18 protein-coding genes are annotated in these 23,865 nt (G+C 70.2%); 11 read left to right on the plus strand and 7 right to left on the minus strand.

The window, feature by feature from the left end; genetic code table 11:
- Nucleotides 1-155 precede the first annotated feature (155 nt).
- Both ACWD0F_RS09665 and ACWD0F_RS09670 read left to right on the plus strand, forming a co-directional pair.
- Complete coding sequence (locus ACWD0F_RS09665; RefSeq protein WP_449873664.1) at nt 156-9,290, plus strand: SpvB/TcaC N-terminal domain-containing protein; 9,135 nt, start codon at nt 156-158, stop codon at nt 9,288-9,290.
- Nucleotides 9,291-9,489: 199 nt separating this feature from the next.
- Nucleotides 9,490-10,119, plus strand: coding sequence for an isochorismatase family cysteine hydrolase (locus ACWD0F_RS09670; RefSeq protein ID WP_449873666.1), 630 nt, complete (start codon nt 9,490-9,492; stop codon nt 10,117-10,119).
- A gap of 7 nt (nt 10,120-10,126) precedes the next feature.
- Here the strand turns inward: ACWD0F_RS09670 and ACWD0F_RS09675 are convergent, their stop codons facing one another.
- The 4 genes from ACWD0F_RS09675 to ACWD0F_RS09690 all read right to left on the minus strand — a co-directional run bounded on the left by ACWD0F_RS09675 (nt 10,127) and on the right by ACWD0F_RS09690 (nt 11,979).
- Nucleotides 10,127-10,258: a hypothetical protein gene (locus tag ACWD0F_RS09675; protein WP_449873668.1), complete on the minus strand. Its 132-nt coding sequence runs from the start codon at nt 10,256-10,258 to the stop codon at nt 10,127-10,129.
- A gap of 38 nt (nt 10,259-10,296) precedes the next feature.
- On the minus strand, nt 10,297-10,446 hold the full coding sequence (locus tag ACWD0F_RS09680) for a hypothetical protein (RefSeq protein WP_449873670.1): 150 nt from the start codon (nt 10,444-10,446) through the stop codon (nt 10,297-10,299).
- 73 nt (nt 10,447-10,519) lie between these two features.
- Nucleotides 10,520-11,659, minus strand: coding sequence for a hypothetical protein (locus ACWD0F_RS09685; protein ID WP_449873672.1), 1,140 nt, complete (start codon nt 11,657-11,659; stop codon nt 10,520-10,522).
- A complete protein-coding gene (locus tag ACWD0F_RS09690) occupies nt 11,656-11,979 on the minus strand; it encodes a sigma-70 family RNA polymerase sigma factor (RefSeq protein ID WP_449873674.1) in 324 nt (107 codons plus the stop codon). Before ACWD0F_RS09690 ends, ACWD0F_RS09685 begins: the two co-directional genes overlap by 4 nt.
- 262 nt (nt 11,980-12,241) lie before the next feature.
- Here ACWD0F_RS09690 and ACWD0F_RS09695 point away from each other — a divergent pair, with 262 nt between their 5' ends.
- Nucleotides 12,242-13,135, plus strand: coding sequence for a helix-turn-helix domain-containing protein (locus tag ACWD0F_RS09695; protein ID WP_449873676.1), 894 nt, complete (start codon nt 12,242-12,244; stop codon nt 13,133-13,135).
- A gap of 165 nt (nt 13,136-13,300) precedes the next feature.
- A complete protein-coding gene (locus tag ACWD0F_RS09700; protein WP_449873678.1) occupies nt 13,301-14,053 on the plus strand; it encodes a glucose 1-dehydrogenase in 753 nt (250 codons plus the stop codon).
- Between the two features lie 118 nt (nt 14,054-14,171).
- Here the strand turns inward: ACWD0F_RS09700 and ACWD0F_RS09705 are convergent, their stop codons facing one another.
- Nucleotides 14,172-14,414 carry a hypothetical protein gene (locus tag ACWD0F_RS09705; protein WP_449873680.1) on the minus strand — a complete coding sequence of 81 codons (243 nt, stop codon included), beginning with the start codon at nt 14,412-14,414 and terminating at the stop codon, nt 14,172-14,174.
- A 108-nt stretch (nt 14,415-14,522) separates the two neighbouring features.
- Here ACWD0F_RS09705 and ACWD0F_RS09710 point away from each other — a divergent pair, with 108 nt between their 5' ends.
- A complete protein-coding gene (locus ACWD0F_RS09710) occupies nt 14,523-16,127 on the plus strand; it encodes a protein kinase domain-containing protein (protein WP_449873682.1) in 1,605 nt (534 codons plus the stop codon).
- On the opposite strand, the gene ACWD0F_RS09715 is transcribed toward ACWD0F_RS09710, so the two are convergent.
- Both ACWD0F_RS09715 and ACWD0F_RS09720 read right to left on the minus strand, forming a co-directional pair.
- The gene (locus ACWD0F_RS09715; RefSeq protein WP_449873684.1) at nt 16,111-17,145 is read right to left on the minus strand and encodes a serine/threonine-protein kinase; all 1,035 of its coding nucleotides are present in this window, start codon (nt 17,143-17,145) and stop codon (nt 16,111-16,113) included. The genes ACWD0F_RS09710 and ACWD0F_RS09715 overlap by 17 nt on opposite strands.
- Nucleotides 17,138-18,271: an FHA domain-containing protein gene (locus tag ACWD0F_RS09720; RefSeq protein ID WP_449873686.1), complete on the minus strand. Its 1,134-nt coding sequence runs from the start codon at nt 18,269-18,271 to the stop codon at nt 17,138-17,140. Before ACWD0F_RS09720 ends, ACWD0F_RS09715 begins: the two co-directional genes overlap by 8 nt.
- 73 nt (nt 18,272-18,344) lie before the next feature.
- Here ACWD0F_RS09720 and ACWD0F_RS09725 point away from each other — a divergent pair, with 73 nt between their 5' ends.
- From ACWD0F_RS09725 to ACWD0F_RS09750, 6 genes are all read left to right on the plus strand, one after another.
- Complete coding sequence (locus ACWD0F_RS09725; RefSeq protein WP_449873687.1) at nt 18,345-18,875, plus strand: GNAT family N-acetyltransferase; 531 nt, start codon at nt 18,345-18,347, stop codon at nt 18,873-18,875.
- A 102-nt stretch (nt 18,876-18,977) separates the two neighbouring features.
- Nucleotides 18,978-19,763, plus strand: coding sequence for a S1C family serine protease (locus ACWD0F_RS09730; RefSeq protein WP_449873689.1), 786 nt, complete (start codon nt 18,978-18,980; stop codon nt 19,761-19,763).
- 83 nt (nt 19,764-19,846) lie between these two features.
- Entirely contained in the window at nt 19,847-20,836 is a 990-nt protein-coding gene (locus tag ACWD0F_RS09735; RefSeq protein WP_449873691.1) for an AAA family ATPase, read from the plus strand.
- Between the two features lie 3 nt (nt 20,837-20,839).
- The gene (locus ACWD0F_RS09740; protein WP_449873692.1) at nt 20,840-21,808 is read left to right on the plus strand and encodes a DUF58 domain-containing protein; all 969 of its coding nucleotides are present in this window, start codon (nt 20,840-20,842) and stop codon (nt 21,806-21,808) included.
- Nucleotides 21,809-21,851: 43 nt separating this feature from the next.
- The gene (locus ACWD0F_RS09745; RefSeq protein WP_449873694.1) at nt 21,852-22,802 is read left to right on the plus strand and encodes a VWA domain-containing protein; all 951 of its coding nucleotides are present in this window, start codon (nt 21,852-21,854) and stop codon (nt 22,800-22,802) included.
- Complete coding sequence (locus ACWD0F_RS09750) at nt 22,803-23,858, plus strand: VWA domain-containing protein (RefSeq protein ID WP_449873696.1); 1,056 nt, start codon at nt 22,803-22,805, stop codon at nt 23,856-23,858.
- The last annotated feature ends 7 nt before the right edge of the window (nt 23,859-23,865 follow it).

Raw genomic sequence — 23,865 nt, forward strand, 5'->3', positions numbered from 1 at the left:
TCAGCGCGTTCTACTGCGTCCGAACTCGCCACTGGACAACGAGTGATGCCGGTGTTATCTGTAAGGCGCGGCCCTGATCACTTATGCCGCTCTTATGCCAGGTCCTGCACCTCAGCTCTCGCACCCCCTCAGTGCACTGTCCCGAGCTTGGAGTGGTGAACGTGATCAGCCTGCGCTCGCGTGTCTTATGCGTGGTCACCTGTTTATCCTTATTGACGACCGGGCTGGCCTCGGTGGCGACGCAGAGCGCGACCGCGCAGTCGGTCTCGCCCGACTGCGTGCCGGGTGCGCCGGCGCCGGCGCAGGTTCCGCTCAGCCAGACGCCCTTGGCGGCGCCCGTTCCGCAGGCCTATCGGACCACCGCCGACGCCAAGTCGGCCAAGACGATCACCTACGACGACGTCCGGCTGGACCTCGGCAGCACGGCGCTGGACGAGCCGGCCGAGATCGGGATCACCCCCCTGACCGAGGGGCAGGTGCCGGTGCTGGGCGCCGGGATGGAGAACGTGACCGAGGGGCCGCGCGCCGGCTACCGGTTCACGCCGACGCCGTTCACGTTCGAGCAGGACATCACGATCAGCCTGCCGTACGACCCGGCGAAGCTGGCGACGGCCGGGCTGACGCCGCAGGACGTGCGGACCTTCTTCTTCGACGAGCAGAGCAGTTGCTGGCGGGCGTTGTTGCGGGTCGCGGTGGACACCGAGCAGCAGCTCATCGTCTCCAAGACCGACCACTTCACCGACATGGTGAACGCCACGGTGAACCCCCCGGAGGGCCCGGATCAGGTCTCGTTCGACCCGACGAAGATCAGTGGCATCCAGGCCGCCGACCCGTCCGCGAACGTGAACCAGGTCGGCGCGCCGACGGCCACCGATCTCGGCGAGGCCCGGACGTCGTACCCGATCGAGACACCGGCCGGCCGGGCGGGCGTGGAGCCGTCGCTGACCGTGGACTACGCGTCGTCGGCGGCCAACGGCTGGATGGGCGTGGGCTGGAACCTGGCGCTGCCGTCGATCTCGATCGACACGCGGTGGGGCGTGCCCCGTTACTCCGCCGAGAACGAGACCGAGACGTACACGCTCGGCGGTGAGCAGCTCGCCCCGGTGGCGCACCGCGGCGCGGCGCGGCCCCGTACCGCCGACAAGGTGTTCCACCAGCGGGTGGAGGGCCGGTTCGCGCAGATCGTACGCAAGGGTGATTCGCCGAAGAACTACCGGTGGGAGGTGACCGACAAGTCCGGCACGAAGTGGCTGTACGGCGGCGACGGCGCCACGCTGGCCGACGACGCCGGCAACGTCTTCTCCTGGGCGCTGCGCGAGATGCGCGACCTCAACGGCAACACGATGCGCTACCAGCACGTGACCGTCGAGGACGCCGGGGTGGCGGGCGGATCGGTCGCCGGCCGCGCGCTCTACCCGAAGAAGATCACCTACACCGGGCGCGGGGACGCCGACGGCCCGTACGCCGTCACGTTCGTCCGCGACCGTGAGCTGTCCGAGCAGCGCCGGCCCGATGTGCTGATCGACGCGCTGGGCGGGTTCAAGCGCGTGCAGGCCGACCTGCTGCGCCGGATCGAGGTGCGGCTGAGCGACGAACTGGTCCGCCGCTACGACTTCGTCTACACCGAGGGCGCCTTCAACAAGACGCTGCTGAAGACGATTCAGCAGTACGACGCCGCCGGGAAGTTGTTCGACAGCCATGAGCTGGGCTATTACGACGACATCCGCGACGCCGCCGGCACGTACACGGCCTTCGAGCGGGTGACCTGGGCCTCGCCGGACGACGGCCTGTCCAACGGTCTGGTCAACGGGGTGCGGCCCGGCGCGGGTGAGGCGGGCGCGCTGAACGGCAACACCTCGACCAGCGCGGGCGGCCACTTGTACACCGGGTGGGGGCCGCTGCCGAGCAAGCGCAACTCGGTCGGTGTGAAGACCGGCTTCAGCCGCAGCTCGGACGAGGGCCTGCTGGCTCTGGCGGACGTGGACGGCGACTCCCTGCCGGACAAGGTCTTCCGGGGCGGCGGCGGGTACGTCTTCCGCAAGAACCTGTCGCGGCCCGGCGGCGAGCTCCGCTTCGCCGAGCAGACCACGCCGCTGCGCAACCTGCCGGGCATCTTCGCGCAGAGCTCCAGCTCCCGCACGGTCGGCGCCGAAGCGTACCCGGGCGCCGCGGCGGTGCAGCTCGACTACGTGGACACGATCAGCACCCAGGACCGGTACTTCAGCGACGTCAACGCCGACGGCATCACCGACCTGGTCAACCGCGACAGCGTGTTGTTCGGCCGGATCGGCCCTGACGGAGTGCCGGTGTTCGGGGCGGCGTCCGACACCCCGGTGCCGATCGGCGACAGCGAGGTGGACGCCGACGGCCTGCTGCCCGACTACGCGGCCGACCGCGAGCGGCGGGAGCAGTCGTTCCCGCTGGTGGACACGGTGCGCCGGTGGACCGCGCCGTTCGATGGCACGGTCAGCGTCACCGGCGCCGTCAAGCTGGCCGAGGTCGAGGGCGAGCTGCCGGCGTTCGCCGACCCCGACGGGGTCCGGGTGGCCGTCCAGCACCAGGACGACGAGTTGTGGTCGGCCCGCGTCACCGACCATGCCGAGCACGCCCCGCAAGGGGTGGACACGATCCAGGTCGGCAAGGGCGAGCACCTGTACTTCCGGGTCGGCTCGGTCCAGGACGGCTCCGCCGACCGGGTGACCTGGGACCCGAAGGTCACCTACACGAGCCTGCCGGAGACCGCCGACGCCAACGGCCTGTCGCTGACCTCCTACACCGCGTCGGCGGACTTCACGCTGGCCGGGCGCGCGGCCACGGTGACGGTCCCGAGGGACGGCACCCTGAACCTGGCCGGCGCGCTCACCAAGAGCGCCGTCACCACCGACGACCTCACCATCCGCATCACCCGCGCGAATGCGACCGTCTTCGAGAAGCAGGTGGCGGCCGGATTCACCGGTGAGGTGCCGGTGGCGGCGACGATCCAGGTGAGCCAGGGGCAGGAGCTGGCGTGGCGGGTCAAGACGGACTCGCCGATCGACGTGACCACGCTGACGTGGCAGCCCACCGCCGCCTACACCGAGACCTCGCCCGTGCCGGATGAGTTCGGGCAGGAGTTCAGCGCGCCGTACGACATCGACACCTACCCGGTCTTCACCGCCTCGGCGCCGCCGCAGCCGTACGACGTCTCCGCCGCCGGGCCGCTGAGCGTCACGCCGCAGCCGGTCGTCGCGGACGGCGCCACCGGCCAGGTGGTCTTCACGGTCAAGAAGCAGGGCGCGCTGCTGGCCAAGCAGAGCGTCACCCTGGGCTCGGAACCGGTCCCGGTGCAGGTCGAGGCCGCGGCCGGCGACAAACTGTTCTTCGAGTTCACCACCACCGCGCCCGGCCTGCTCACCGGGGCGTCGGTGCTGGTCAACGGCGCCGACGCGGCGGCCACGGTGTACGAGCCCGCCCCCGAGGGCGTCTACGGCCGCCCGTACCGAGGCTGGGCCTACGTCGGCTACAACGGCAACGGCGACCGGGCCACCCAGCCGATCCGCCAGGCCGACCTGGTGAAGGTGGACGACATCCAGGCGCAACTGCCGCAGGACGTCGACGTGGACCGGGATCGCGCGGCGTTCGAGCAGGACCCGCGGGTCACCCCGCCGAAGGCGATCCTCTTCGTGCCGCAGCCGGACCGCGACCGCTGGGCGTCGGGCGAGGATCTGTGGATCTCCCGTGCGACGGTGACCAGCTCGCGGCTGGGCGGGCAGGCGATCGGGCTGCCCACCACGGCCGACGTCTCCGGCGTGCGGGCGGTGCCGAGGATGTCGCGTTCGCAGCAGATCTCGGTGACCGGCGGCGTCGGCGGCGGCGTGGGCACCGTCGGCGGCAGCGTCGCCAGGGGCACCTCCACCGGCGAGCTGGACTACCTCGACATGAACGGCGACAACTTCCCCGACGTGGTCGGCACCGGCGGCATCCAGTACACCGACCCGTCCGGCGTGCTCGGCGCCACCCGGGGCGACCTGCCCGGCGGGGCCGTGCGGTCCTCCGAGAACGTGTCGGGCAACGCCAGCGCGGGCAGCGCGGCCCGGACGATCACCACCGGCCGCGGCGACGCCGCGCCCAGTGGCGCGAGGTCGGCCAACACCTCCTCCACCGGCAACGACATGCCGCCCCTGGGACTCGGCGGCAACCTCGGCTCCGGCACCTCGGACGCCGAGAGCGACCTGCTGGACATCAACGGCGACGGCCTGCCCGACCGGGTCTTCGAGGACGGGCGCGCGGCGCTGAACCTCGGCTACCGCTTCGCCGCGCCGGAGCCGTGGCCGGGCGGGCCGCTCAACGACGGCAGCAGCGGCAACTCCGGCGTCAACGTCGGCTTCAACACCGACTTCTACGGCTTCGCCGGCGGCGCGTCGCTCAACCAGGGCGACAGCACCACCTCCGCCACCCTGGCCGACGTCAACGGCGACAACCTGGCCGACCGGGTCTTCGCCGGCTCGCCGATCAAGGTGGCGATCAACACCGGCAGCGGGTTCGCCGCCCCCGTCGACTTCGGCGGCAGCCTGTCCGGGCTGAACAGCGACGTCAACGCCCGGCTGGGCGCGGGAGCGTACTTCACCGTCTCGATCCCGATCGCGTTCGGGTTCGGCGGGTTCGTCATCATCAACCCCGGTGCCGACACCTCGACCGGCGCGTCACGAGCCACGCAGATCATCCGGGACATCAACGGCGACGGCTTCGCCGACCACCTGGCCTCGAACGCGGACGACCAGCTCACCGTGGCGGCCAACCAGACCGGCCGCACCAACCTGCTCAAGAGCGTCAGAAGGCCCCTGGGTTCCACCATCGAGATCGACTACACCCGGGACGGCAACACCTACGAGCTGCCGAGTTCGCGGTTCGTGCTGAGCTCGGTCAAGGTCCACGACGGCCTGGCCGGCGACGGCCCGGACGTCCAGCACAGCACCTTCACCTACGCGGGCGGCGTGTTCGACCGGCTGGAGCGGGAGTTCCGCGGCTACGCCACGGTGACGACCCAGAGCCGCGACCGCGCCGGCGCCGTCTACCGGACCGCCACCTCCGAGTACGACAACCGCAGTTACTACACGCGCGGCCTGGTCACCCGGACGCTCGCGGCCGACGGGGCGGCCAAGCCGTTCGTCGAGACGCTGCAGACGTACGAGCTGCGCGACGTCGCCACCGGCGGGACCGGCAACGGCGCCAGCACCAGCGCGGCGATCTTCCCCATGCTGGTCCGCGCGGACCAGCGCTGGTACGAGGGTCAGAGCACACCGGGCAAGCAGACCCGCACCGAGATGGTCTACGACAAGTACGGCAACCTCACCAAGAACACCGACTACGGCGAGAGCGGCGCCGCCGACGACGTGGTCACGGCCACCGGCTTCGCCGCCTGCGCCGCCACCTACGTCGTCGGTGTCGCCATCTCCTCCGAGGTGCGTGGCGGCGGCAAGGTGATGCGGCGCAGCGACGCCGACCTCGACTGCGCCACCGGCAACCTGACCCGGCATCGGGCCAGGCTGGACGACCAGAAGGTCGCGGTGACGGACGCGACCTACCACCCGGACGGCATGCTGGCCACGCTGACCGGGCCGGCCAACCACAAGGGACAGCGTTACCAGCAGACCTACGGCTACGACGAGACGACCGGCTCCTACGTCATCTCGACCCGGGACAGCTACGGCTACGCGTCCTCGGCCACGTACAACCTCAAGTTCGGTGCGATCGAGACCTCGGTCGACATCAACAACCAGCGGCTGGTCTACACCTACGACGACGTCGGACGGATCGCCACCCTGACCGGCCCGCACGACCACGGAGCCGGAAAGCCGACCATCGCCTTCGAGTACCACCCCGAGGCGACGGTCCCGTACGCCGTCACCCGCCACCTGGACCGCGCCGCGGACGGAACGGTCAAGACCGACACCATCGACACCGTCACCTTCGTCGACGGCCTGGCCCGGGTCGTGCAGACCAAGAAGGACGCCAGGATCGGCGGCGCCGACGCGATGACGGTCTCCGGGCGAACGGTCTTCGACGAGTTCGGCCGCACGGCCGAGCAGTCCTACCCGGTCAGCGAGGCGAAGGGCGCGGGCAACCTCGCGTTCAACGCGGCCTTCGACCGGGTCTACCCGACCGTCAACGACTTCGACGTGCTGGACCGCATGGTGCGGACCGTCCTGCCGGACGGCACGGGCAGCACCACGGCCTACGGCTTCGGCAACGACCGCTCCGGCACCCGGCAGTTCTCCAGTGCGGTGACCGACGCCGAGGGCAACACCAAGGCCACCTTCACCGACGTGCGGGAGCAGATCACCTCCATCCGCGAGCCGAACCCGGTCAACGGCGGCCCGCCGCTGTGGACGAACTACGTCTACGACCCGCTGCGCCAGCTCACCAAGGTCACCGACGACCAGAACAACCAGACCACCACCGCCTACGACGACTTCGGCCGCCGCACCACGGTGACCAGCCCCGACGCCGGCCGCGCCACCACCGGCTACGACCTGGCCGGCAACATGACCAGCAAGGTCAGCGCCAACCTGGCGGACCGGGACAAGAAGATCAGTTACGAGTACGACTTCACCCGGCTGGTCAAGGTCGACTATCCGATCTTCAACGACAACGACATCCGCTACACCTACGGCGCGCCGGGCGCGGAGTACAACGGCGCGGGCCGGATGACCAAGATCGAGGACGCCGGCGGCGTGACCACCCGCCAGTACGGGCCGCTCGGCGAGGTCGTCGCCGAGACCAAGACGCTGCCCGGCCCCGGCCCGCACACCAAGATCTTCACCACGGCCTACCGCTACGACAGCTTCGGCCGGGTGCGCCAGCTCACCTACCCCGACGGGGAGGTCCTGACCTACGGCTACGACTCCGGCGGGCAGGTGATCTCGGCCACCGGTGTCAAGGGCGGCCATACCTACCCGTATCTGCGCGACATGCAGTACGACAAGTTCGAGCAGCGGGTCCGCATGGCGCTGGGCAACGGCACCACCACCACGTTCGCCTACGACGCCGCCGACCGGAGCCTGGCACTGCTCAGCTCCACGCTGCCGACCGGGTACGAGTTCCAGCGTTACCGCTACAGCTACGACGACGTCGGCAACATCACCCGGCTGCAGAACGACACCAGCATCCCCGACAGCTCCACCACGCCCAAGCTGGGCGGGCCGTCCACGCAGACCTACATCTACGACAACCTGTACCGGCTCACCCAGGCCAGTGGCCAGTACACGCCGGACATCCACAAGACCGACTCGTACGCGTTCCGCCTGACGTACGACACGATCCACAACATCGTCGGCAAGCACCAGCGCCACGCCGTCATCGGGGCCGACGGCAACGAGCACGTGCAGCAGGACACCACCTACACGCACGAGTACGGCTTCGGCTCGCGCCCGCACGCGCCCACCGAGGTGGGCCCGGACAAGCTGCGCTACGACGACAACGGCAACCTCATCGACCAGGACTCCGACACGCCCGGCAAACCCCGCCGGCAGTTGATCTGGGATGAGGACAACCGCCTGGCCTGCGTGCACGACACCGCCAAGAACGACACCCAGCCGCAGGACCCCTCCGCCTGCGACGACCACCGCAAGCCGCCCACGGTCCGCTTCACCTACGACGACCAGGGCGGGCGGGTCGTCAAGGACGGCCCCCAGACCACCCTGTACCCGAACCAGAACTTCACGGCCCGCAACGAGACCGAGTACAAGCACGTCTTCGTCGGCACCACCCGGATCGCCTCGAAGACGGCCAAGCCGGGTGCCGCCTTCGAGAAGGACCAGTTCTTCTACCACGGCGACCAGATCGGCTCGACCACCTTCGGCACCGACGGCACCGGGCGGCTGGCCGAGCACCTCAACTACTTCCCCGGTGGTGAGACGTGGGTCGAGGAGAGCCCCGGTCAGCCGAACCCGTACCAGTTCACTGGCAAGGAGCTCGACCCGGAGACCGGCTACTACTACCACGGCGCCCGCTACTACGACGCGCGCATGGGCCTGTGGAAGTCCGCCGATCCCATCGTCGAGGACTATCTCGCCGGCGAGGGCAACGACGGCGTCTACAACCCGGGCAACCTCAACCTGTACGGCTACGGCTATCAGAATCCCGTCCAGAACACCGACCCCGACGGCAACCTTGTCTTCCTCGTCCCCGCCGCCATCCTGGTCGGCAAGGGCGTCATGTGGGGCATGACCGCCTACAGCGCCTACCAGGGCGCCAGAAGCATCGCGAGCACGGTCAGCGACGTCGCCGAGGGCCGCAAGACCTGGCAGGAAGGGGCCACGGAAGCCGGCTGGGTGGCGGTCGAAGCAGGCGCCGAGGCCGCCCTGAGCAGGCTGAGAGTCGTCGAACGCACCGCCGGCTGGGTCGCCAACACCTCGGTCGGCCGCCGCGCCGTCGACTACGTGGGCGACAGGGCCAGCGACATCGCCCAGCGATTCCGCAGGACCGACGCTCCCGGCGGGTGCGCGTTCAACAGCTTCGCCCCCGGTACCGGCGTCCTGATGGCCGACGGCAGCACCCGGCCGATCGAGGAGATCGAGATCGGTGACGAGGTCCTCGCCACCGACCCCGCGACCGGCCGCACCGAACCCAGGCCCGTCACCGGCGTCATCACCGGCGACGGCGCCAAGAGCCTGGTGCAGGTCACCGTGGACGTCGACGGCGAGCAGGGCGGCGAGACCGCCGGCATCACCGCGACCGACGGCCACCCGTTCTGGGTGGCGAGCCTGGGCCGCTGGGTCGACGCCGGAGCCCTCGAGCCCGGCATGTGGTTGCGGACGTCGGCCGGCACGTACGTGCGGGTCGACGCGATCAGCGCATGGAGCGCGTCGCGGCGGGTGCACAACTTGACCGTCGACGGCCTGCACACCTACTACGTGCTGGCGGCCGCCACCCCGGTCCTGGTGCACAACGTCAACTGTCTCGGTCTGCCCGACAGGATCAACCCGGCGGACTTCAGGACCGTCGGCGATCCGAACGCCAGGGGCGGCGTCTACGCCCTGGTGACCGAGAACGGGCAGGTGGTCAGGACCGGCATGGCCACCGACCTGCAGGACCGGCTCGGCCAGCATCGGCGGAGCTATCCCGGTCTCAAGGGCGTGGTCCTCTACCGGACGGACACCCGCGACGAGAGACGCGGCCTGGAACAGCTGGTCGAGGACTACTACAAGCCCATACTCACCGACCGCCGCGCGATCGACGCCGATCACGGCAGGCGTTCCGAATACCTGGAAGCCGCCCTGAAGTTCCTGTCGCGATCCGGCAACCAGTGACGCGCTGAACCCGAGAGCCTCGGCAGGCCCGCGAAGGGCGTGCCGAGGCTCCGGCCTGTCCCCGATGACCCAAACAGAAGTCTTCGCCCAGGTCACGATGCTCGGGCGCGGGTAGACCCGCTGAAGGGGCGGACGCCGCGCAGGTCCGCCCGGCAGCCCGGCGCCGGCGCCGTCCTGCTCCGTGACCCAAGGAGACACCATGGCCCAGGCTTACGACCTCCGCCGCACGGCGGTGCTGCTGGTCGATCCCTACAACGACTTCATCTCCGAAGGCGGCAAGCTCTGGCCGCGTCTGGAGCCCGTGGCGAAGGAGGTCGGCCTGCTGGACCACCTGCGTTCGCTGATCGCCGCCGCCCGCGAGACCGGCGTCCAGGTGATGTTCGTCCCGCACCGCCGCTGGGAGCCCGGCGACTACGACACCTGGGACCATCCGAATCCGACCCAGCGCGGCATCCAGCAGCGGCACTCCTTCGCCCGGGGCACCTGGGGCGGCGAGTTCCACCCCGACCTCCAGGTGCGGGCGGGGGACGTCGTCGTCCATGAGCACTGGGCGCAGAGCGGGTTCGCCAACACCGACCTGGACATGCAGCTCAAACAGCACGGCATCACCCACGTGGTGCTCGCCGGTGTGCTGGCGAACACCTGCATCGAGTCCACCGGACGTTTCGCGATGGAGCTCGGCTATCACGTGACGCTCGTCCGCGACGCCACCGCCGCCTTTCTCCCCGAGATGATGCACGCCGCCCACGAACTGAACGGCCCCACCTTCGCCCATGCCATCCTCACCACGGGGGAGGTCGGCACCGCGTTCGAGGAAGCGCGGTCGTGATCCCGCCTCATGCGGAGGCGGTCTCCCACACGAATCCGTCCGGGTCGGTGAAGGGCCCGGCGTCGCCGCCGAGCACGATCCGGTGCGATCCGGTGCCCTCCTGGGCGGAGCCGGCCGCGCTCGCCGATCTCGGCCTCACCGCCCCTGTCCTGACCTCAGAGTGATGGTCGCCGGATATCAGTGACGCCGCCCCCGGAACCGCTCCAGGAAACTCCTGGCCTTCTGCTGGTTACGGGGGTCGCGGGCCATGCGCTTGGCCTTTTCGACGTTGGCTCTGCCTTTGGGGCTGCGCAGATACGCGCGTACCCGGTCTATTAATGTGGCCATGCGCGTCCCTCTACCCGGCACGCTCTGTTCGAAGCCGGAAGCGGTCATCAATCCGCGCCTCCTCAGGAGGGGTCTAGGGGATGTTCTTCAGATCGATGACGATGCGCTCGGCGCCCAGTTCGTAGCTCATCAGCCTGCCGTTGGTGACCAGCCCGGAGATGACCAGCCCGCCGTCCGCGCCCGGACGGATGCCGAAGTCGCCCGCCCTGCCGGTGGCCAGGTCGATGAGTGCGTAGCCGGTGGTGGTGGCGGCCAGGTGGAGACGGCCGGCGAAGGGAACGGCCGGCTGCATGCCGGTCTGGCCCATGGGCCGCTCCTGGGAGCCGTCGCGGCGGCGGACGAACCGCTGACCTTCCCGCGACAGCGCGCAGTAGCCGCTGTCACAGACGATGTCCTTCTCACCCGCACGGACGACGGCGCGGTTCCGCTTGCCGGTTCGCAGGTTGAGCAGGTCGGTGAAGGCCGGCTCGTCCGTACCCACCCACGGATAGTCCAGCAGGGAGGCTTCGCCGGCCTCGGTGACGGGCTCGGCGGTGCCGCCGGTCAGCGGCGCGGCGAAGAGACCGCCGCTCGTGGCGGAGAGGAACACCTTTCCGCCGGCGACGGCCAGATGGTCGGGGACGCCCCGGAAGGTGGTCACCTTCCGGGGCGGGCCGCCCGCCAGCGGTGCGACCCAGACGGCGGCGCGCGCACCGTCGATGGTCCACCAGGCCACGTCGTGCCCGCCCGTGGCGAAGTTCTCCGGCGACCGGCCGGTCACCGACGTGATCTGCTCGGCCGTTCCGGTCGCCAGGTCGTAGTTGTGCAGCGCGCGCCTCTCCTGGCTGTCCCAGCTCATGACGAGCAGGGTGCGGTCACCGAGGAACCGCAGCGGCACGTACCGGCGGCCGTCCGGCAGCCGGGCCGGAACGCGGGTGACGGCCTGGGGCCAGACCGTCCCCACGGGTACGGGCCGGACGGTCGCCGTAGCCGACGGAACGGCCCGGCCGGTCGCCGGACCGGCCGGCGCGGCTCGATGCTGGACCAGGGCCGTCACGCTCACCACGGTGGCGACGGCGGCGACGGCGGCCGCGGCGATGGTCAGCGCGCTCCAGGGCCGCCTTCGGGCGCGATAACGCGCTTCCACGCGCGTGAGCAGCGCCTCCGACGTGCGCGGAGCGTACGGGACCGCTCGGATCAGCGTTCGCCGGAGAGCATCTTCGAGGTCGGTCACAAGGTGCTCCTGTCAGTGTCGGCGGGAAGGACGGAGCGGAGCTTGTCCAAGGCCCTGGAGGCCTGACTGCGTACCGTGCCGCGCGAGACGCCCAGGACCGAGGCGATCTCGGCGTCGGCGAGCTGCTCGTAGTAGCGCAGCACCAGCACCGCACGCTGTTTGCGGGGCAGCTCGGCCAGCGCCGACCACAGCTTCAGCAGCGCCTCCTGGACCAGGTCGGCCGCGTCATGCGGGTTCCCGGTGAGCAGATAGGCGTAGCGCAGCAGCGCGTCCCCGCGAGTGGCGACGAAGTCGGCGAAGCGGGGGTCTGTCTCCAACACTGTCGCCTTTCCTCGTCCGTCACTTCCAAGAGAAGGAAAGACCGCGAAGTGTTGCATGCCATCGCACCGGCCCGGGGAAACCTGCGGCACCGCTTGGCGCAGCGGAGAGCGGCCGGCCCCACAGCCCCCCTCCAAGTTCTGCAGGGTCGGCCGCCCTTCCTTCTCTACCGTTGCCGACTACGTGCTGAGCTGGAAGAGCCAGTTGTTCCTGGGAATGGTTTTCCCCGGAAGTATGGCCAGCCGGATGCCATCATTGGCTGACATGGACAGCCCGGACAGTACCCCCCTCGCTTCACAGAAAGGGCTGCTGGCCGACTTCCTGGCCGCCCGGCGCGCCGCAGTCACCGCAGCCGAGCACGGACTGCCCGAACCGGCCTACCCGCGCCGAGTGCCCGGACTGCGCCGGGAGGAGGTCGCCCAGCTCGCCGGCATCAGCACCGACTATTACACCCGGCTGGAGCAAGGCAGGGTCCGCACCGCCTCCCGCGCGGTCCTCACCGCGATCGGCCGGGCCATGTTGCTGAACGACGATCAGCAGCGGCACCTGTTCCACCTCGCCGACCCCGTCGTCGCGGAGCAGCCGGACGCGGCCGAGCAGCGGGTCACCCCGCAAACGGTGCGGCTGCTGGCCAACCTCGTCGACACCCCCGCCCTGGTGCTCGGCCGCTACATGGACGTCCTGGCCTGGAATCAGCTCGCCGCGGCCCTGCTCGGCGACCTCGCCGCCCTGCCGCCCAAACATCGTAACTACGTCCGCATGATCTTCCTCGACGCGCAGGTCCGGGCCATGCAGAGCGACTGGCCCGCCCGCGCCCGCGAAGCCGTCTCCAGTTTGCGCATGGCCGCCGGCGCCTACCCTGACCAGTCCCGGCTGCACGAACTCGTCGGCGAGTTGTCCGTCCACGACGACGACTTCCGCACCTGGTGGAGCCAGCACCTGGTCACGGTGCAGCCCTTCGGCCACAATCACGTCCACCACCCCATCGCCGGACCGTTCAACCTCGACTGGCAGGCGCTGACCAGCGTCGACGATCAGGAACAGATCGTCGTGCTCATCACCGCGCCTCCGGGCAGCCCCGACCACGCCGCCCTCCGGCGGCTCGCCGCCTGGGGCCGCCGGCAACGCCTGCGACCGAGCCATCCGGCCATCCCCTGAGAACGGGGTGTGCCTCGTCCACGTGGTGAGTTCCGCGCCTCCGGGTGCGTCGATACGTGGCCGCCGATCGCCCTGTGTAAGTGTAAGAACACATATCTCACTTATAGCGAAGGCGGCCTGCGGCTGTAGTCGTCACAGGACATGTCCCTTCAAGGAGGACGGGCAATGGGACAGCTTGACGGGAAGATCGCCCTGGTCACAGGCGGGACTGCCGGCATCGGTCTGGGTGCGGCCCAGCGCTTCGCGCGCGAAGGCGCCACCGTCTACATCACGGGGCGCCGTGAGCCGGAACTCGATGCCGCGGTGGCGACGATCGGCGCGGGTGCCATCGGTGTGCGGAGCGACGTCTCCAGGCTGCCGGACCTCGACGCGCTGTTCGCCACCATCAAGGAACGCAGCGGACGGCTCGACGTTCTGTTCGCGAACGCGGGAGTGGGCGGCCTCATGGCGCTCGAAGAGGTCACCGAGGAAGAATACGATCGCACGTTCGCCATCAACGTGAAGGGCATGTTCTTCACCATGCAGAAGGCCCTGCCACTCCTGTCTGACGGCGCCTCTGTCATCCTCGCGTCCTCCACCAACGCCTCCCAGGGGATTCCGGCGATGAGCGTTTACAGCGCCACCAAGGCGGCTGCCCGCAACTTCGCCCGGTCCTGGGCGGCCGAGCTGGCGGGGCGTGGAATCCGGGTCAACGCGATCAGCCCCGGTCCCATCGAAACCCCCGGCCTCCTCGGCTTCGCCGGCGACGATGCCGATGCGAGGCGCGAACTCAGGGAGGACTTCGCCCACTCCATCCCTCTCAGGCGACTGGGGCATGCGGACGAAGTAGCTTCCGCCGTGCTCTTCCTCGCCTCCGGCCAGAGCTCCTTCACCACAGGCGCTGAACTCTTCGTCGATGGTGGTCTCGCCCAGATGTGAGGTTCGGTCAATACGCTGCCGAACGGGAAGTGCAGAAGTGACATCGTCCAGCGACTTCGCGGATGACGAGATCAGGCCCGGCGTCATCTGCGAGGATTGCGCGTACGCGCGGCTGAAATCAGCCACAATCCGGCGCTCCTGCGGAGAGTGACTCCCTGACCTCGTAGCGGGCCTCCGGCCCTGGCAGGTGGTCGGCGATCTCGTTGAGCAGCACGTCGGGGTAGGGCTCCAGCCAACAGATCTTCGGGCGAGCGCTGGTATCGGTGCCCCCGAATGGTGGGATTTCTCCCATTTCAACTCCTTCTTTCCCGTAAGTCCTCGAATGGATGGACACCAGCAGTTCCGGAAAATGGTCGGCCATCGCCTAGTTGTTGCCGTCTGGCCGCTTGGTGCGCTTGGTGTGTATGTATATTGCGGTGATCGTTATAATTGGCGCGGATTTCGGCTGAGGGTATGAACGGGGTTGTCCGTGACGAATCAGGTGTTCGAACCCCTGCGTGAGAATGACCCGCGAACCGCCGGCGGCTACCGGTTGCGTGCCCGGGTGGGCGCCGGAGGCATGGGGCAGGTCTTCCTGTCCTTCAGCCCAGGCGGGCGGCCGGTCGCGGTCAAGATGCTCTGGCCGCAGTTCGCCGAGGATCCGGCGTTCCGCGCACGCTTCGCCCAGGAGGTCAGGGCCGCGCAGCAGGTGAACGGGATCTACATCGCCCAGCTTCTGGACGCCGATCCGGCCGCCACGCCTCCCTGGCTGGCGTCCGCCTACATCCCGGGCCCGTCTTTGGCCGAGGCCGTCCGTCTGGCCGGCCCCCTGCCGGTGCCGGTGGTGGCGAACCTGGCCGGCGCCGTCGCCAAAGCCCTGCAAGCCGTGCACGCCGCCAGAATCATCCACCGCGACCTCAAACCGAACAACGTGATCCTCGGGACGGACGGCCCCAGAGTCATCGACTTCGGCGTGGCCAGGGCGACCGACGGCACCCACCTCACCTTGAGCGGCTCGTCGGTCGGCTCGCCGCAGTACATGAGCCCTGAACAGGTACGCGGCCGGCCGACGACGCCGGCGACCGACGTCTTCGCGCTCGGCGCGGTCATGTACCACGTGGCCACCGGCCGGCAGCCCTTCGGCGAGGGACCCGATTTCGACATCGTGCTGCGGATCCACAGCGGCGTTCCGCCGCTGACCGGTTGCCCACCGGAATTACGCGGCATCATCAGCGCCTGCATGGCGAGCGAGCCGATGGACCGCCCCACGCTGGAGGAGGTGATCGCGGCCTGCGCGATGCCGGGCCTGCCGTTGCCTCCCGCGCTCGCCCAGGCGATCCAGACGCGGCAGGCGGCCGTGTCCGCGTCGGCGGCAGAACCTGTGCCGGCCGTCCCCGAACACGTCACCGGGCCCCTGCCGTCTGCCGCACACACCGGCACCGGGCCCCTGTCGCCGGCCGCACTCACCCGCACCGGATCTCGGCCGTCGGCCGGTCGTGGTCGCACGCTCATCGTGGCGGGCGCCGCAGGGCTCGTACTGGCGGGCGCCGGGCTGGGCGCATGGGCCATCCAGGTACTGAACGGCGGCGGCGGAGGAGCCCAGCCGCAACAATCCCAGCCTGCCTCCAACCAGGCCGCGCTGCCCGCCACCAGTACGCCGCAGTCCTCCGGCCAGACCACGACACCCCCGGCCTCCAGCACCCCAGAACCGAGCACCCCGCCGGCCGAAAAGGTGCAGTGGAGTGGCACGATCCGCTTCAATGACGACGGAATCGACCTCGACACCGTGCCTCCGGCCGTGGACCCCAGCACTCCGGAAGACCTCAGGGAAGCGCTCTCCGCGCCGTTGTCCCAGCTTCACTCGCAAGACGGCATGATGCGGGTCTGGACGGAAGCGGGGGAACCCACGCCGCAGCAGTGCAGGGAGATCGTGTCAACCCAGGGCAGCGACAGGGCGAAGGCCGTCAAGGGCGATTACGTGTGCGTCATCACCGACGAGGAGCGCGTCGCGGTCTTGAAGGTCGTGAAATTCCCCACCGACTTCTCCGGCGTGGTCGGCACGGTCAAGGTATGGGAGCTCACCGAGTCTGACTAGACGCACCGAACGCCTGGATCCGCCGGGTCACCTCGTGATCGGGGCCGAGCGTGGTCACCGCTCGATCGATCAGCCGGACCAGGCGCATCCCGGCCTCCGCCTGGCGTCCGGCCTGGAGCCTGGTGCGGACCTTGTCGAGCTCGGCGAGCAGGTCGTTCTCCTCGTGCGTCTCGCCTCGTCCGGTGCCGCCCCGCATCTTCGACAACGCGGCGTGCACGGCCGCCGCGTCGGGCCGGTCGTCTTCTCCTTTGGCGAGCATCGCGTGCACCAGCTCGGCCAGCTCCGGGGGCGTGTCGGCCCGGTGGTCCTCCACAGGTGCAGGCAGCGTGTCCAGCACCTGTTTCATGTAGGCCGCCGCTTTGCTGTTGGCCACGAAGTACGGCAATCTGCCCGTGAGAAGCTCGTACAGCACCACGCCGAAGGAGTAGACATCGGACGGCGGCCCTACCTCATGACTCCTGCACTGCTCGGGTGACATGTAAGCGACGGTGCCGATTGGTGCGCCGGTGCCGGTGTACCGGCTCATGTCCATGGTGGGCAGCGAGGCGATGCCGAAATCGCACAGTTTCAGCACGCCGTCCTGATCGAGCACCAGGTTGGCCGGTTTGAGGTCGCGGTGCACCACCGTGGCGGGGGCACCGTGCAGGCACGACAAGGCGGCTGCGGTCTGCCTGCCGTACTCCACGATCGAGGGAATCGGCAGCGGGTTCCGCTCGCGCAGGAGCTTGCTCAGATCGACACCGAGCAGTCGTTCCATGACGAGGAAGACAGTGCCTTGATCTTCGCCCACGTCGTGGATCACCACGATGTTGGGGTGCTTGACCATCGCCATCACGCGGGCTTCGCGCTTGAATCTGGCGACCGGCTCCTGCTTGACGTCCCCGGGGTTCAGCAGTTTGACGGCGACCTCGCGGCTCAGCTCTTCGTCGTGGCCGAGCCAGACCGTCCCCATCCCGCCTCTGCCGAGCTCACTGATCAGACGGTAGCGCCCGCACAGCGTGTCACCCTGCTCAGGCATCCTGGCCTCCCTGCGGTAACCGGGTGACACGGGCCGCCTCCGCGGCCAGATCGTCCGAAGGCGTGGGCACGGGCGAACTCCCCTCGAACAGGAACTCCCGGCCGCTGAGCAGCAGCTCCACCCCGTCGGCCAGAATGATCTCGTCACCCGCCCGCACCGGGCAGCTACGTCCTCTGGCCAGCGCGAAGGGTTCGGCCCCGTTGCGCCGGACGTGGGTGCCGAAGCGGCTGTGGTCGGTGACGAACAGTTTCGAGCCTGTCCAGCGCAGGCCGGCATGGTCACGGCTGATCCCGGAGTCGGCCGCCACGCCCAGCTCCGGCGTGAGCGCGAATCCTTCCGGGCCCGGCGCCCGGCCCACGTTCATCGTCTGACCGGGATCGAGAGTGAAGCGCGTGGCGACGCCGTCGCCCACGCGTACCTTCACCTGGACTCGGCGCGGGCGGGTGCCGATGTCCGTGAGCGGCTGCCCGTGACTGGGGCATCGCGCCGAGCCGGAGCGGTAGCGGGGCAGCGGCTGGTGATCGCCCCGGTCCTTACCGAACAGGGGACAGCCGGGTACGGCGCACAACCACAACCGGTTCAGCAGCTCCCGCCGCGGCGCACCGTAAAGCCCCTCCTTCTTCAGGAGGCTTTCCTCTTCCTTGCGCGACAACTGCCATTCCGGCCTGATCGGAATCTCCCGAGGCCGGACGCTGATGCCCCGCGGCCCGAGAAAGGGCAGCAGAAAACGGTCCTCGTTACCGGGCAGCCACGGGTGACTCCGGTGGAAGTCGAGGTAATTGTCGAAGCACACCACCATCAGGCCGCCGGTCTCCGCCAGCTCGATCAGCCGGCCGTCCGCCCCCTCCAGGACCTCGATCAGCCCGGCTTTCCGCCAGCGGTGCAGTCTGTCGCGTTCGTCGTCGGACAACAGGTCGCTTTTGCGCAGCAGCGACCAGTCGGCCACCCCGTAGATCCTGAGCGACGCATCCTTGGTATAGGCCACCAGGCCCTTGATCAGCCCGAGAAATCGGCGCAGGTCAGCAAGGCGCTCGCCGCCCAGGGCACGTTCGCGCACGATGTTCGACATGTCGACGGCGAAGCCGGCTCGCATGACATTGGTGCTGAGGTAGTCCTCCGACCGCATATCACGAAAAATACCAGCCTTCGTGATCTTTTGGACGGCTATTCCGGTGTGCGGCGGGTGATAGAACGGCCAGGTGAAACGCCTGCATCGTCAAGATCGCCTGCAATGGGCCATGGTCCGGGAAACCAACGTCTCCTCCGGCACGCACAAGGCCCTCGCCGGAATGCTGGCCCGGGCGTACCCGGCGTACGCGGGGATCTTCAGTGGCAGGCGAAGCTGGGCCTGGGCCCGTCCGGAGGCCCGCATGATCGGCATGGCGGACGGTCGCCCCGTCGCCCATCTGGGCCTGCTGCGGCAGTTCGAGCAGATGAGTGAGAGCGGCGAGCGCCTGCTGGTCGGCGAGGTGGGCCTGGTCGCGGTCGACCCCGATGTCCAGGGCCGGGGCCTCGGCCGCAAGCTGCTCGCGCAGACCGCCACGGAGCTGGCCGGTCTGGCGTTGTCCTTCGGCTTCCTGACCTGCAGTCCCGCCGTGGTCCGGTTCTATGAGGGTGCGGGCTGGCATCAGCTCTCCTCTTCGCCGGTCGTGGCCGGCGACACGCACACCATGATCCTTCCGCTGCACGCCTCCTTCTCCGCCTGGCCCCGCCCTCTCCAGGCGACCTGACCACGCCGGCCGGCTCGCGCGCGCTGAGGGCGGAGCCGGTTCTCATGGAGTTCTCAGGCGGACTTTGTAGCACTTTCGACTGAGATTTATGAATATGGGGTAATGGAGCGCGTGCCGCCGGAGGCGGGTGCGGCCGAGGCTCAGGGAGCTGGAGCCGGAAGGGCTCGGCGGTTCGTCGCCGGAGGTGGCGCGCTGGTCGTCGTGGCGGTGCTGGCGTACTGGCTGGGCAGCGGCGGGGGGAGCGGCGGAGCTGCCGCGCCCAGGCCGAGCGCGACGCCGACGCCCAGCGCGACGCTCCCGGTGCCCGACGTCTTCAAGAGGGTCGGGCCGTCGGTGGTGGTCATCCAGGCCGGGAAGTCGCTCGGAACCGGGGTGATCGCGGCCGAGGACGGGACGATTCTGACGGCGCACCACGTCATCAAGGGCACGAAGGACGTCAACCTCACGTTCGCTGACGGCACCAAGGCGAGGGCCGTCGTCGTGTCGTCGAATCCCAAGCGCGACGTCGCGACCCTCAAGCCCGCGCAGTTGCCGGAGATCGTCGTGCCGGCGACGCTCGGCGGCGCCGTGACCGTGGGCGCGCCCGTGGTGGCGATCGGCAATCCGCTGGGCCTGACCTACAGCGTCTCCACCGGCGTCGTGTCGGGCCTGAACCGGAGCTCCGTAGGCGGCGACCTGAGCGGGCTCATCCAGTTCGACGCCTCCGTCAACCCGGGCAGCTCCGGCGGTCCCCTCCTGGACGCTCGCGGCCTGGTCATCGGGATCGTCGTCTCGATCGCCGATCCGGGAGGTGACGAGGCGTTCGCCGGCATCGCGTTCGCGGTGCCGATCGGCGTGGCCCTGGGCGGCGGTGAAGGTGACGGCCCAGGCGACGGGCTCCTGATCTGACCGAACCGCCGCGACCGAACCGCCCTGACCGAAGCGCCACCACCGAAGCGCCACCACCGAAGCGCCACGAGAAGGAACACCATATGACCTCGACCAAGTCCTCCGAGTCGGCCCATCCGCTCGAACATGTGCTGTTCGAGGTCAAACGCACGATCGTCGGGCAGGGCGCCTTGCTGGAGCGCATGGCCGTCGCGCTGATCGCCGACGGTCACCTGCTGGTGGAGGGCGTGCCGGGCCTGGCCAAGACGCTCGCGGTGCGGTCGCTGGCCGCCGCGATCGCCGGGAGTTTCCAGCGCGTCCAGTTCACCCCCGACCTGGTGCCCGCCGACCTTGTGGGCACGCGGGTCTACCACCAGCACTCCGGGGAGTTCAAGACCGAGCTCGGCCCGGTGTTCGCGAACCTGCTGCTGGCCGACGAGATCAACCGCGCCCCCGCCAAGGTGCAGAGCGCCCTGCTGGAAGTGATGCAGGAGCATCAGGTGACGATCGGCCGTGAGACGTTCCGGGTGCCGGAGCCGTTCCTGGTCATGGCGACGGAGAACCCGATCGAGTCGGAGGGCACCTACCCGCTGCCCGAAGCGCAGGTCGACCGTTTCATGATGAAGGTGGTCGTCGACTATCCGACGCAGGCCGAAGAGCAGGCGATCGTCGACCGGGCGCTGCGTCCGCCCGAGCAGCCGCAGCCGATGGTGACGGCCGAGGAGCTGATCGCGATGCGGGCCCGCGCTCAGCAGGTGTACGTCGATCCGGCGATCGTCGACTACGCGGTACGGCTGGTCGCCGTGACGCGTTCCCCCGCGACGGCGGGGCTCGGCGAGCTGGAACGGTACGTCACCTACGGGGCGAGCCCGCGGGCGTCCATCGCGCTCGTCACGGGCGCCCGGGCACTGGCGTTCCTGCGCGGCCGCGACTACGTCCTGCCGCACGACCTGTCCGAGCTCGCGCTCGACGTGCTGCGCCACCGCCTCGTGCTGTCCTATGAGGCCCTGGCGGACGACGTCGACGCCGACACGATCGTCACCAGGGTGCTCGGGGCCGTCCGGGCGCCCGACGTCGTCCTGCAGAAGCGCTGAGCCATGGCCACCGCCCCCGAGAGGCTCCTGCTCCGCCTGGAGTGGAAGGTCGTCCGCAGGCTCGACGGCCGGCTCCAGGGCGCCCACCGCACCGCGCACCGTGGCTCCGGCATCGACTTCACCGGGTTACGCCCCTACAGCGACGGCGACGACGCCCGGCACATCGACTGGAACGTGACCGCCCGGCTGGACGAGCCGCACTTGCGTGTGTTCACCGAGGATCGCGAGCTGACGGTGTGGCTCGTGCTCGACCGGTCGGCGTCGATGGCGGCCGGCCGGCCGGGGCGCGGCAAGCACGACGTGCTCGCCGAGCTCGCGCTCGTCCTCGCCCGGCTGTTCGGCCGGGGCGGCAACCGGGTCGGCGCCCTGCTGTTCGACACCGGGATGGTACGCGTCGTGCCGCCCGGCGCCACCCGGCGGCACGCGCTGCGGATCGGCGCCGAGCTGGAACGCACCGCCGAGCGCACCGCCGGACGCACCTCTGGACGTGCCGCCAATCGCGCCGCCGACCGAGCGGCCAAGCGCGCCGCCGAGCGCACCGCAGGGGCGCGTGGTGGTGCCACCACCGACCTGGCGGAGATGCTCGACGCGGCCGGCCGGCTCGCGCGCCGCCGCGCGCTCATCGTCGTGTTGTCGGACTTCATCGGCGACGGCGACTGGGAGCGCTCGCTCCAGCGCCTGGCCCGGCGGCATGAGGTGGTCGCCCTGCGGATCGTGGACACCGCCGACGACGTGCTGCCCGAAGCCGGGCTGATCGTGGTCGAGGACGCCGAGACCGGCGAGCAGCTCGTCGTCGACTCCGCCGACCCGCTGCTCCGGGTGCGTTTCCGCGCCGCCGTCGACGCCCGCGACGCCCGGCTCACGAGGGGGATGCGCCGGGCCGGGGTGCCCGTCCACCGCATCGGCACCGACCGCGATCTGGCCGAGGCGCTGGTCGAGGTCGTCGCCCGAACCCGGGACCGGTCGGCATGACCGAGCCCGTCACCAGGCACATGAGGCCGGCGAAGGAGGTCTCGTGACTCTGTCCTCGCCGCTGCTGCTGGCCGTCGGACTGCTCGTCACGGCGGTGCTCGTCTGGGCCGCCGTCGTCTCGGCGCGCCGGCGGACGGCCGCGCTCGCCGCGGCCGGCGTCGCCGTGCCGGGCCGCCGCCGGGCGCATCTCGGAGTCGGCCTGACGATCGCCGGCGTCGGGGCGCTCGCGATCGCCACCGCCGGACCGGCGGCCATGGTGCCGATCCCGCGGACCGCGGGCACCGTCATCCTCGCCATCGACGTCTCCAACAGCATGGGCGCCGACGACGTCGCGCCCACCCGGCTGGCGGCCGCGCAGCGGGCGGCCCGCGCGTTCGTGGCGGCGCAGCCGGACAGCGTCGACATCGGCGTGGTCGCGTTCGAACGGGGTGCGCTCACCACCGCACGGCCCGCCGCCGACCACTCCGTCGCTCTCAAGGCCATCGACCGGCTGAAGGTCGCCGGCGGCACCTCGCTCGTCGCGGCCATCACGGCCGCGCTGACGGCGATCACCGGCAAGCAGGTGGCCATCGGCGGCGACGGCAGCGCGCCCGACATCGGCTACTGGCCGTCGGCGACGATCGTGATGTTCTCCGACGGCCAGAACCAGGGCGCGGACGTCGGCCAAGCCGCCGAAGTGGCCCAGCGGGGCGGCGTCCAGATCCACACCGTCGGGGTCGGCACCACGGCGGGGGCGACGGTGCGCGTCGACGGCTACCACCTGCAGACCTCGCTCGACGAGGACACCCTCACCCAGATCGCGCAGACCACCGGCGGCGGTTACCACCCCGCCTCCGACCCTGCGCGGCTCGACGGGATCGCCGACACGATCGATCTGCGGCTCACCGTCTCCGACGAGCCGCTGCCCCTCGCCGGCGGGCTGATCTGGCTCGCCCTCGCGCTGCTCACCGCAGGAGCGGCGCTCACCGTGCTCCGGTCTGGACGGGTGATCTGAATGACGTTCTCGTGGCCGTGGGCGCTGCTGTCCGTGCTGATCATCCCGCTGATCTTCGCCGTCCGCTGGTGGGCGCTGCGCCGCCGCCGGCGGGCCGCCGTGCGCGTCACCTCGATCGCGCTCGTGCGCAGCGCCCTGCCCGGCCGTACCCGCTGGACGCGGAAGATCCCCGTCGCACTGTTCGTCGCCGGGCTCGCGCTGCTCGCGGTCGGGGCCGCGCGACCGCAGGCGTCGGTGCCGGTGCCGCAGACGTCGACGACGATCCTGCTCGCGATCGACGCCTCCGCCTCCATGTGCGCCACGGACGTCGACCCCAACCGTCTCACCGCCGCGCGGAAGGCCGCCGCGGAGTTCATCGAGTCGCAGCGGGACGGGCCGCGCATCGGCCTGGTCAGCTTCAAGGGCACGGCGGGTCTGCTCGTCCCGCCCACCGACGACACCGACGCGCTGCTCAAGGCGCTGGACAACCTCACCGTGGCCCGTGGCACCGCGATCGGGCAGGCCATCATCGCCTCGATCGACGCGATCGCGGAGGTCGACCCGTCGGTCGCCCCCACCGGCGCGGATCCCGTCAGTGGCGGCGAAGGCTACGCCGGCGCCGCGATCGTCGTGCTCACCGACGGCGCCAACACCCAGGGCGTCGACCCGCAGATCGCCGCGCAGGAGGCGGCTCTGCGCCGGGTCCGCGTCTTCACCATCGGCTTCGGCACCACGAACCCGGCCCCCATGGTGTGCGACAGCTCACAGTTCGACGGCGGCTGGGGTGGCTGGGGCGGCGGTTTCGGTGGTCGCGGCGGATTCGACCGGGGCCGCAGCCCCCGCATCATCGACGAGCCCGCACTCAAGCAGATCGCCGCGACCACCGGCGGCTCCTATCACCGCGCGGAGAACGCCGACCAGCTCCAGAGCGCCCTCGACGCCCTGCCCGCCAGCTTCACCGTCATCCGCCGGCAGGTCGACGCCGCCGCCGTCTTCGCGGCCGGCGGCGCGGTCCTCGTCACCGCGGCCCTGTCCCTCTCCCTCTGGTGGAACCGCCCCCGGACCCCCGCCCGCTGACGGTGCC

This window comes from Nonomuraea sp. NPDC002799 (genome assembly GCF_053592075.1).

Coding starts and splice junctions, on each gene's coding strand:
- ACWD0F_RS09730 (WP_449873689.1), top strand. CDS start 18,978: ATGGAGCGCGTGCCGCCGGAGGCGGGTGCGGCCGAGGCTCAGGGAGCT.
- ACWD0F_RS09740 (WP_449873692.1), top strand. CDS start 20,840: ATGGCCACCGCCCCCGAGAGGCTCCTGCTCCGCCTGGAGTGGAAGGTC.
- ACWD0F_RS09750 (WP_449873696.1), top strand. CDS start 22,803: ATGACGTTCTCGTGGCCGTGGGCGCTGCTGTCCGTGCTGATCATCCCG.
- ACWD0F_RS09735 (WP_449873691.1), top strand. CDS start 19,847: ATGACCTCGACCAAGTCCTCCGAGTCGGCCCATCCGCTCGAACATGTG.
- ACWD0F_RS09720 (WP_449873686.1), bottom strand. CDS start 18,271: ATGCGGTCGGAGGACTACCTCAGCACCAATGTCATGCGAGCCGGCTTC.
- ACWD0F_RS09705 (WP_449873680.1), bottom strand. CDS start 14,414: ATGGCCGACCATTTTCCGGAACTGCTGGTGTCCATCCATTCGAGGACT.
- ACWD0F_RS09695 (WP_449873676.1), top strand. CDS start 12,242: ATGGACAGCCCGGACAGTACCCCCCTCGCTTCACAGAAAGGGCTGCTG.
- ACWD0F_RS09715 (WP_449873684.1), bottom strand. CDS start 17,145: ATGCCTGAGCAGGGTGACACGCTGTGCGGGCGCTACCGTCTGATCAGT.
- ACWD0F_RS09670 (WP_449873666.1), top strand. CDS start 9,490: ATGGCCCAGGCTTACGACCTCCGCCGCACGGCGGTGCTGCTGGTCGAT.
- ACWD0F_RS09680 (WP_449873670.1), bottom strand. CDS start 10,446: ATGGCCACATTAATAGACCGGGTACGCGCGTATCTGCGCAGCCCCAAA.
- ACWD0F_RS09700 (WP_449873678.1), top strand. CDS start 13,301: ATGGGACAGCTTGACGGGAAGATCGCCCTGGTCACAGGCGGGACTGCC.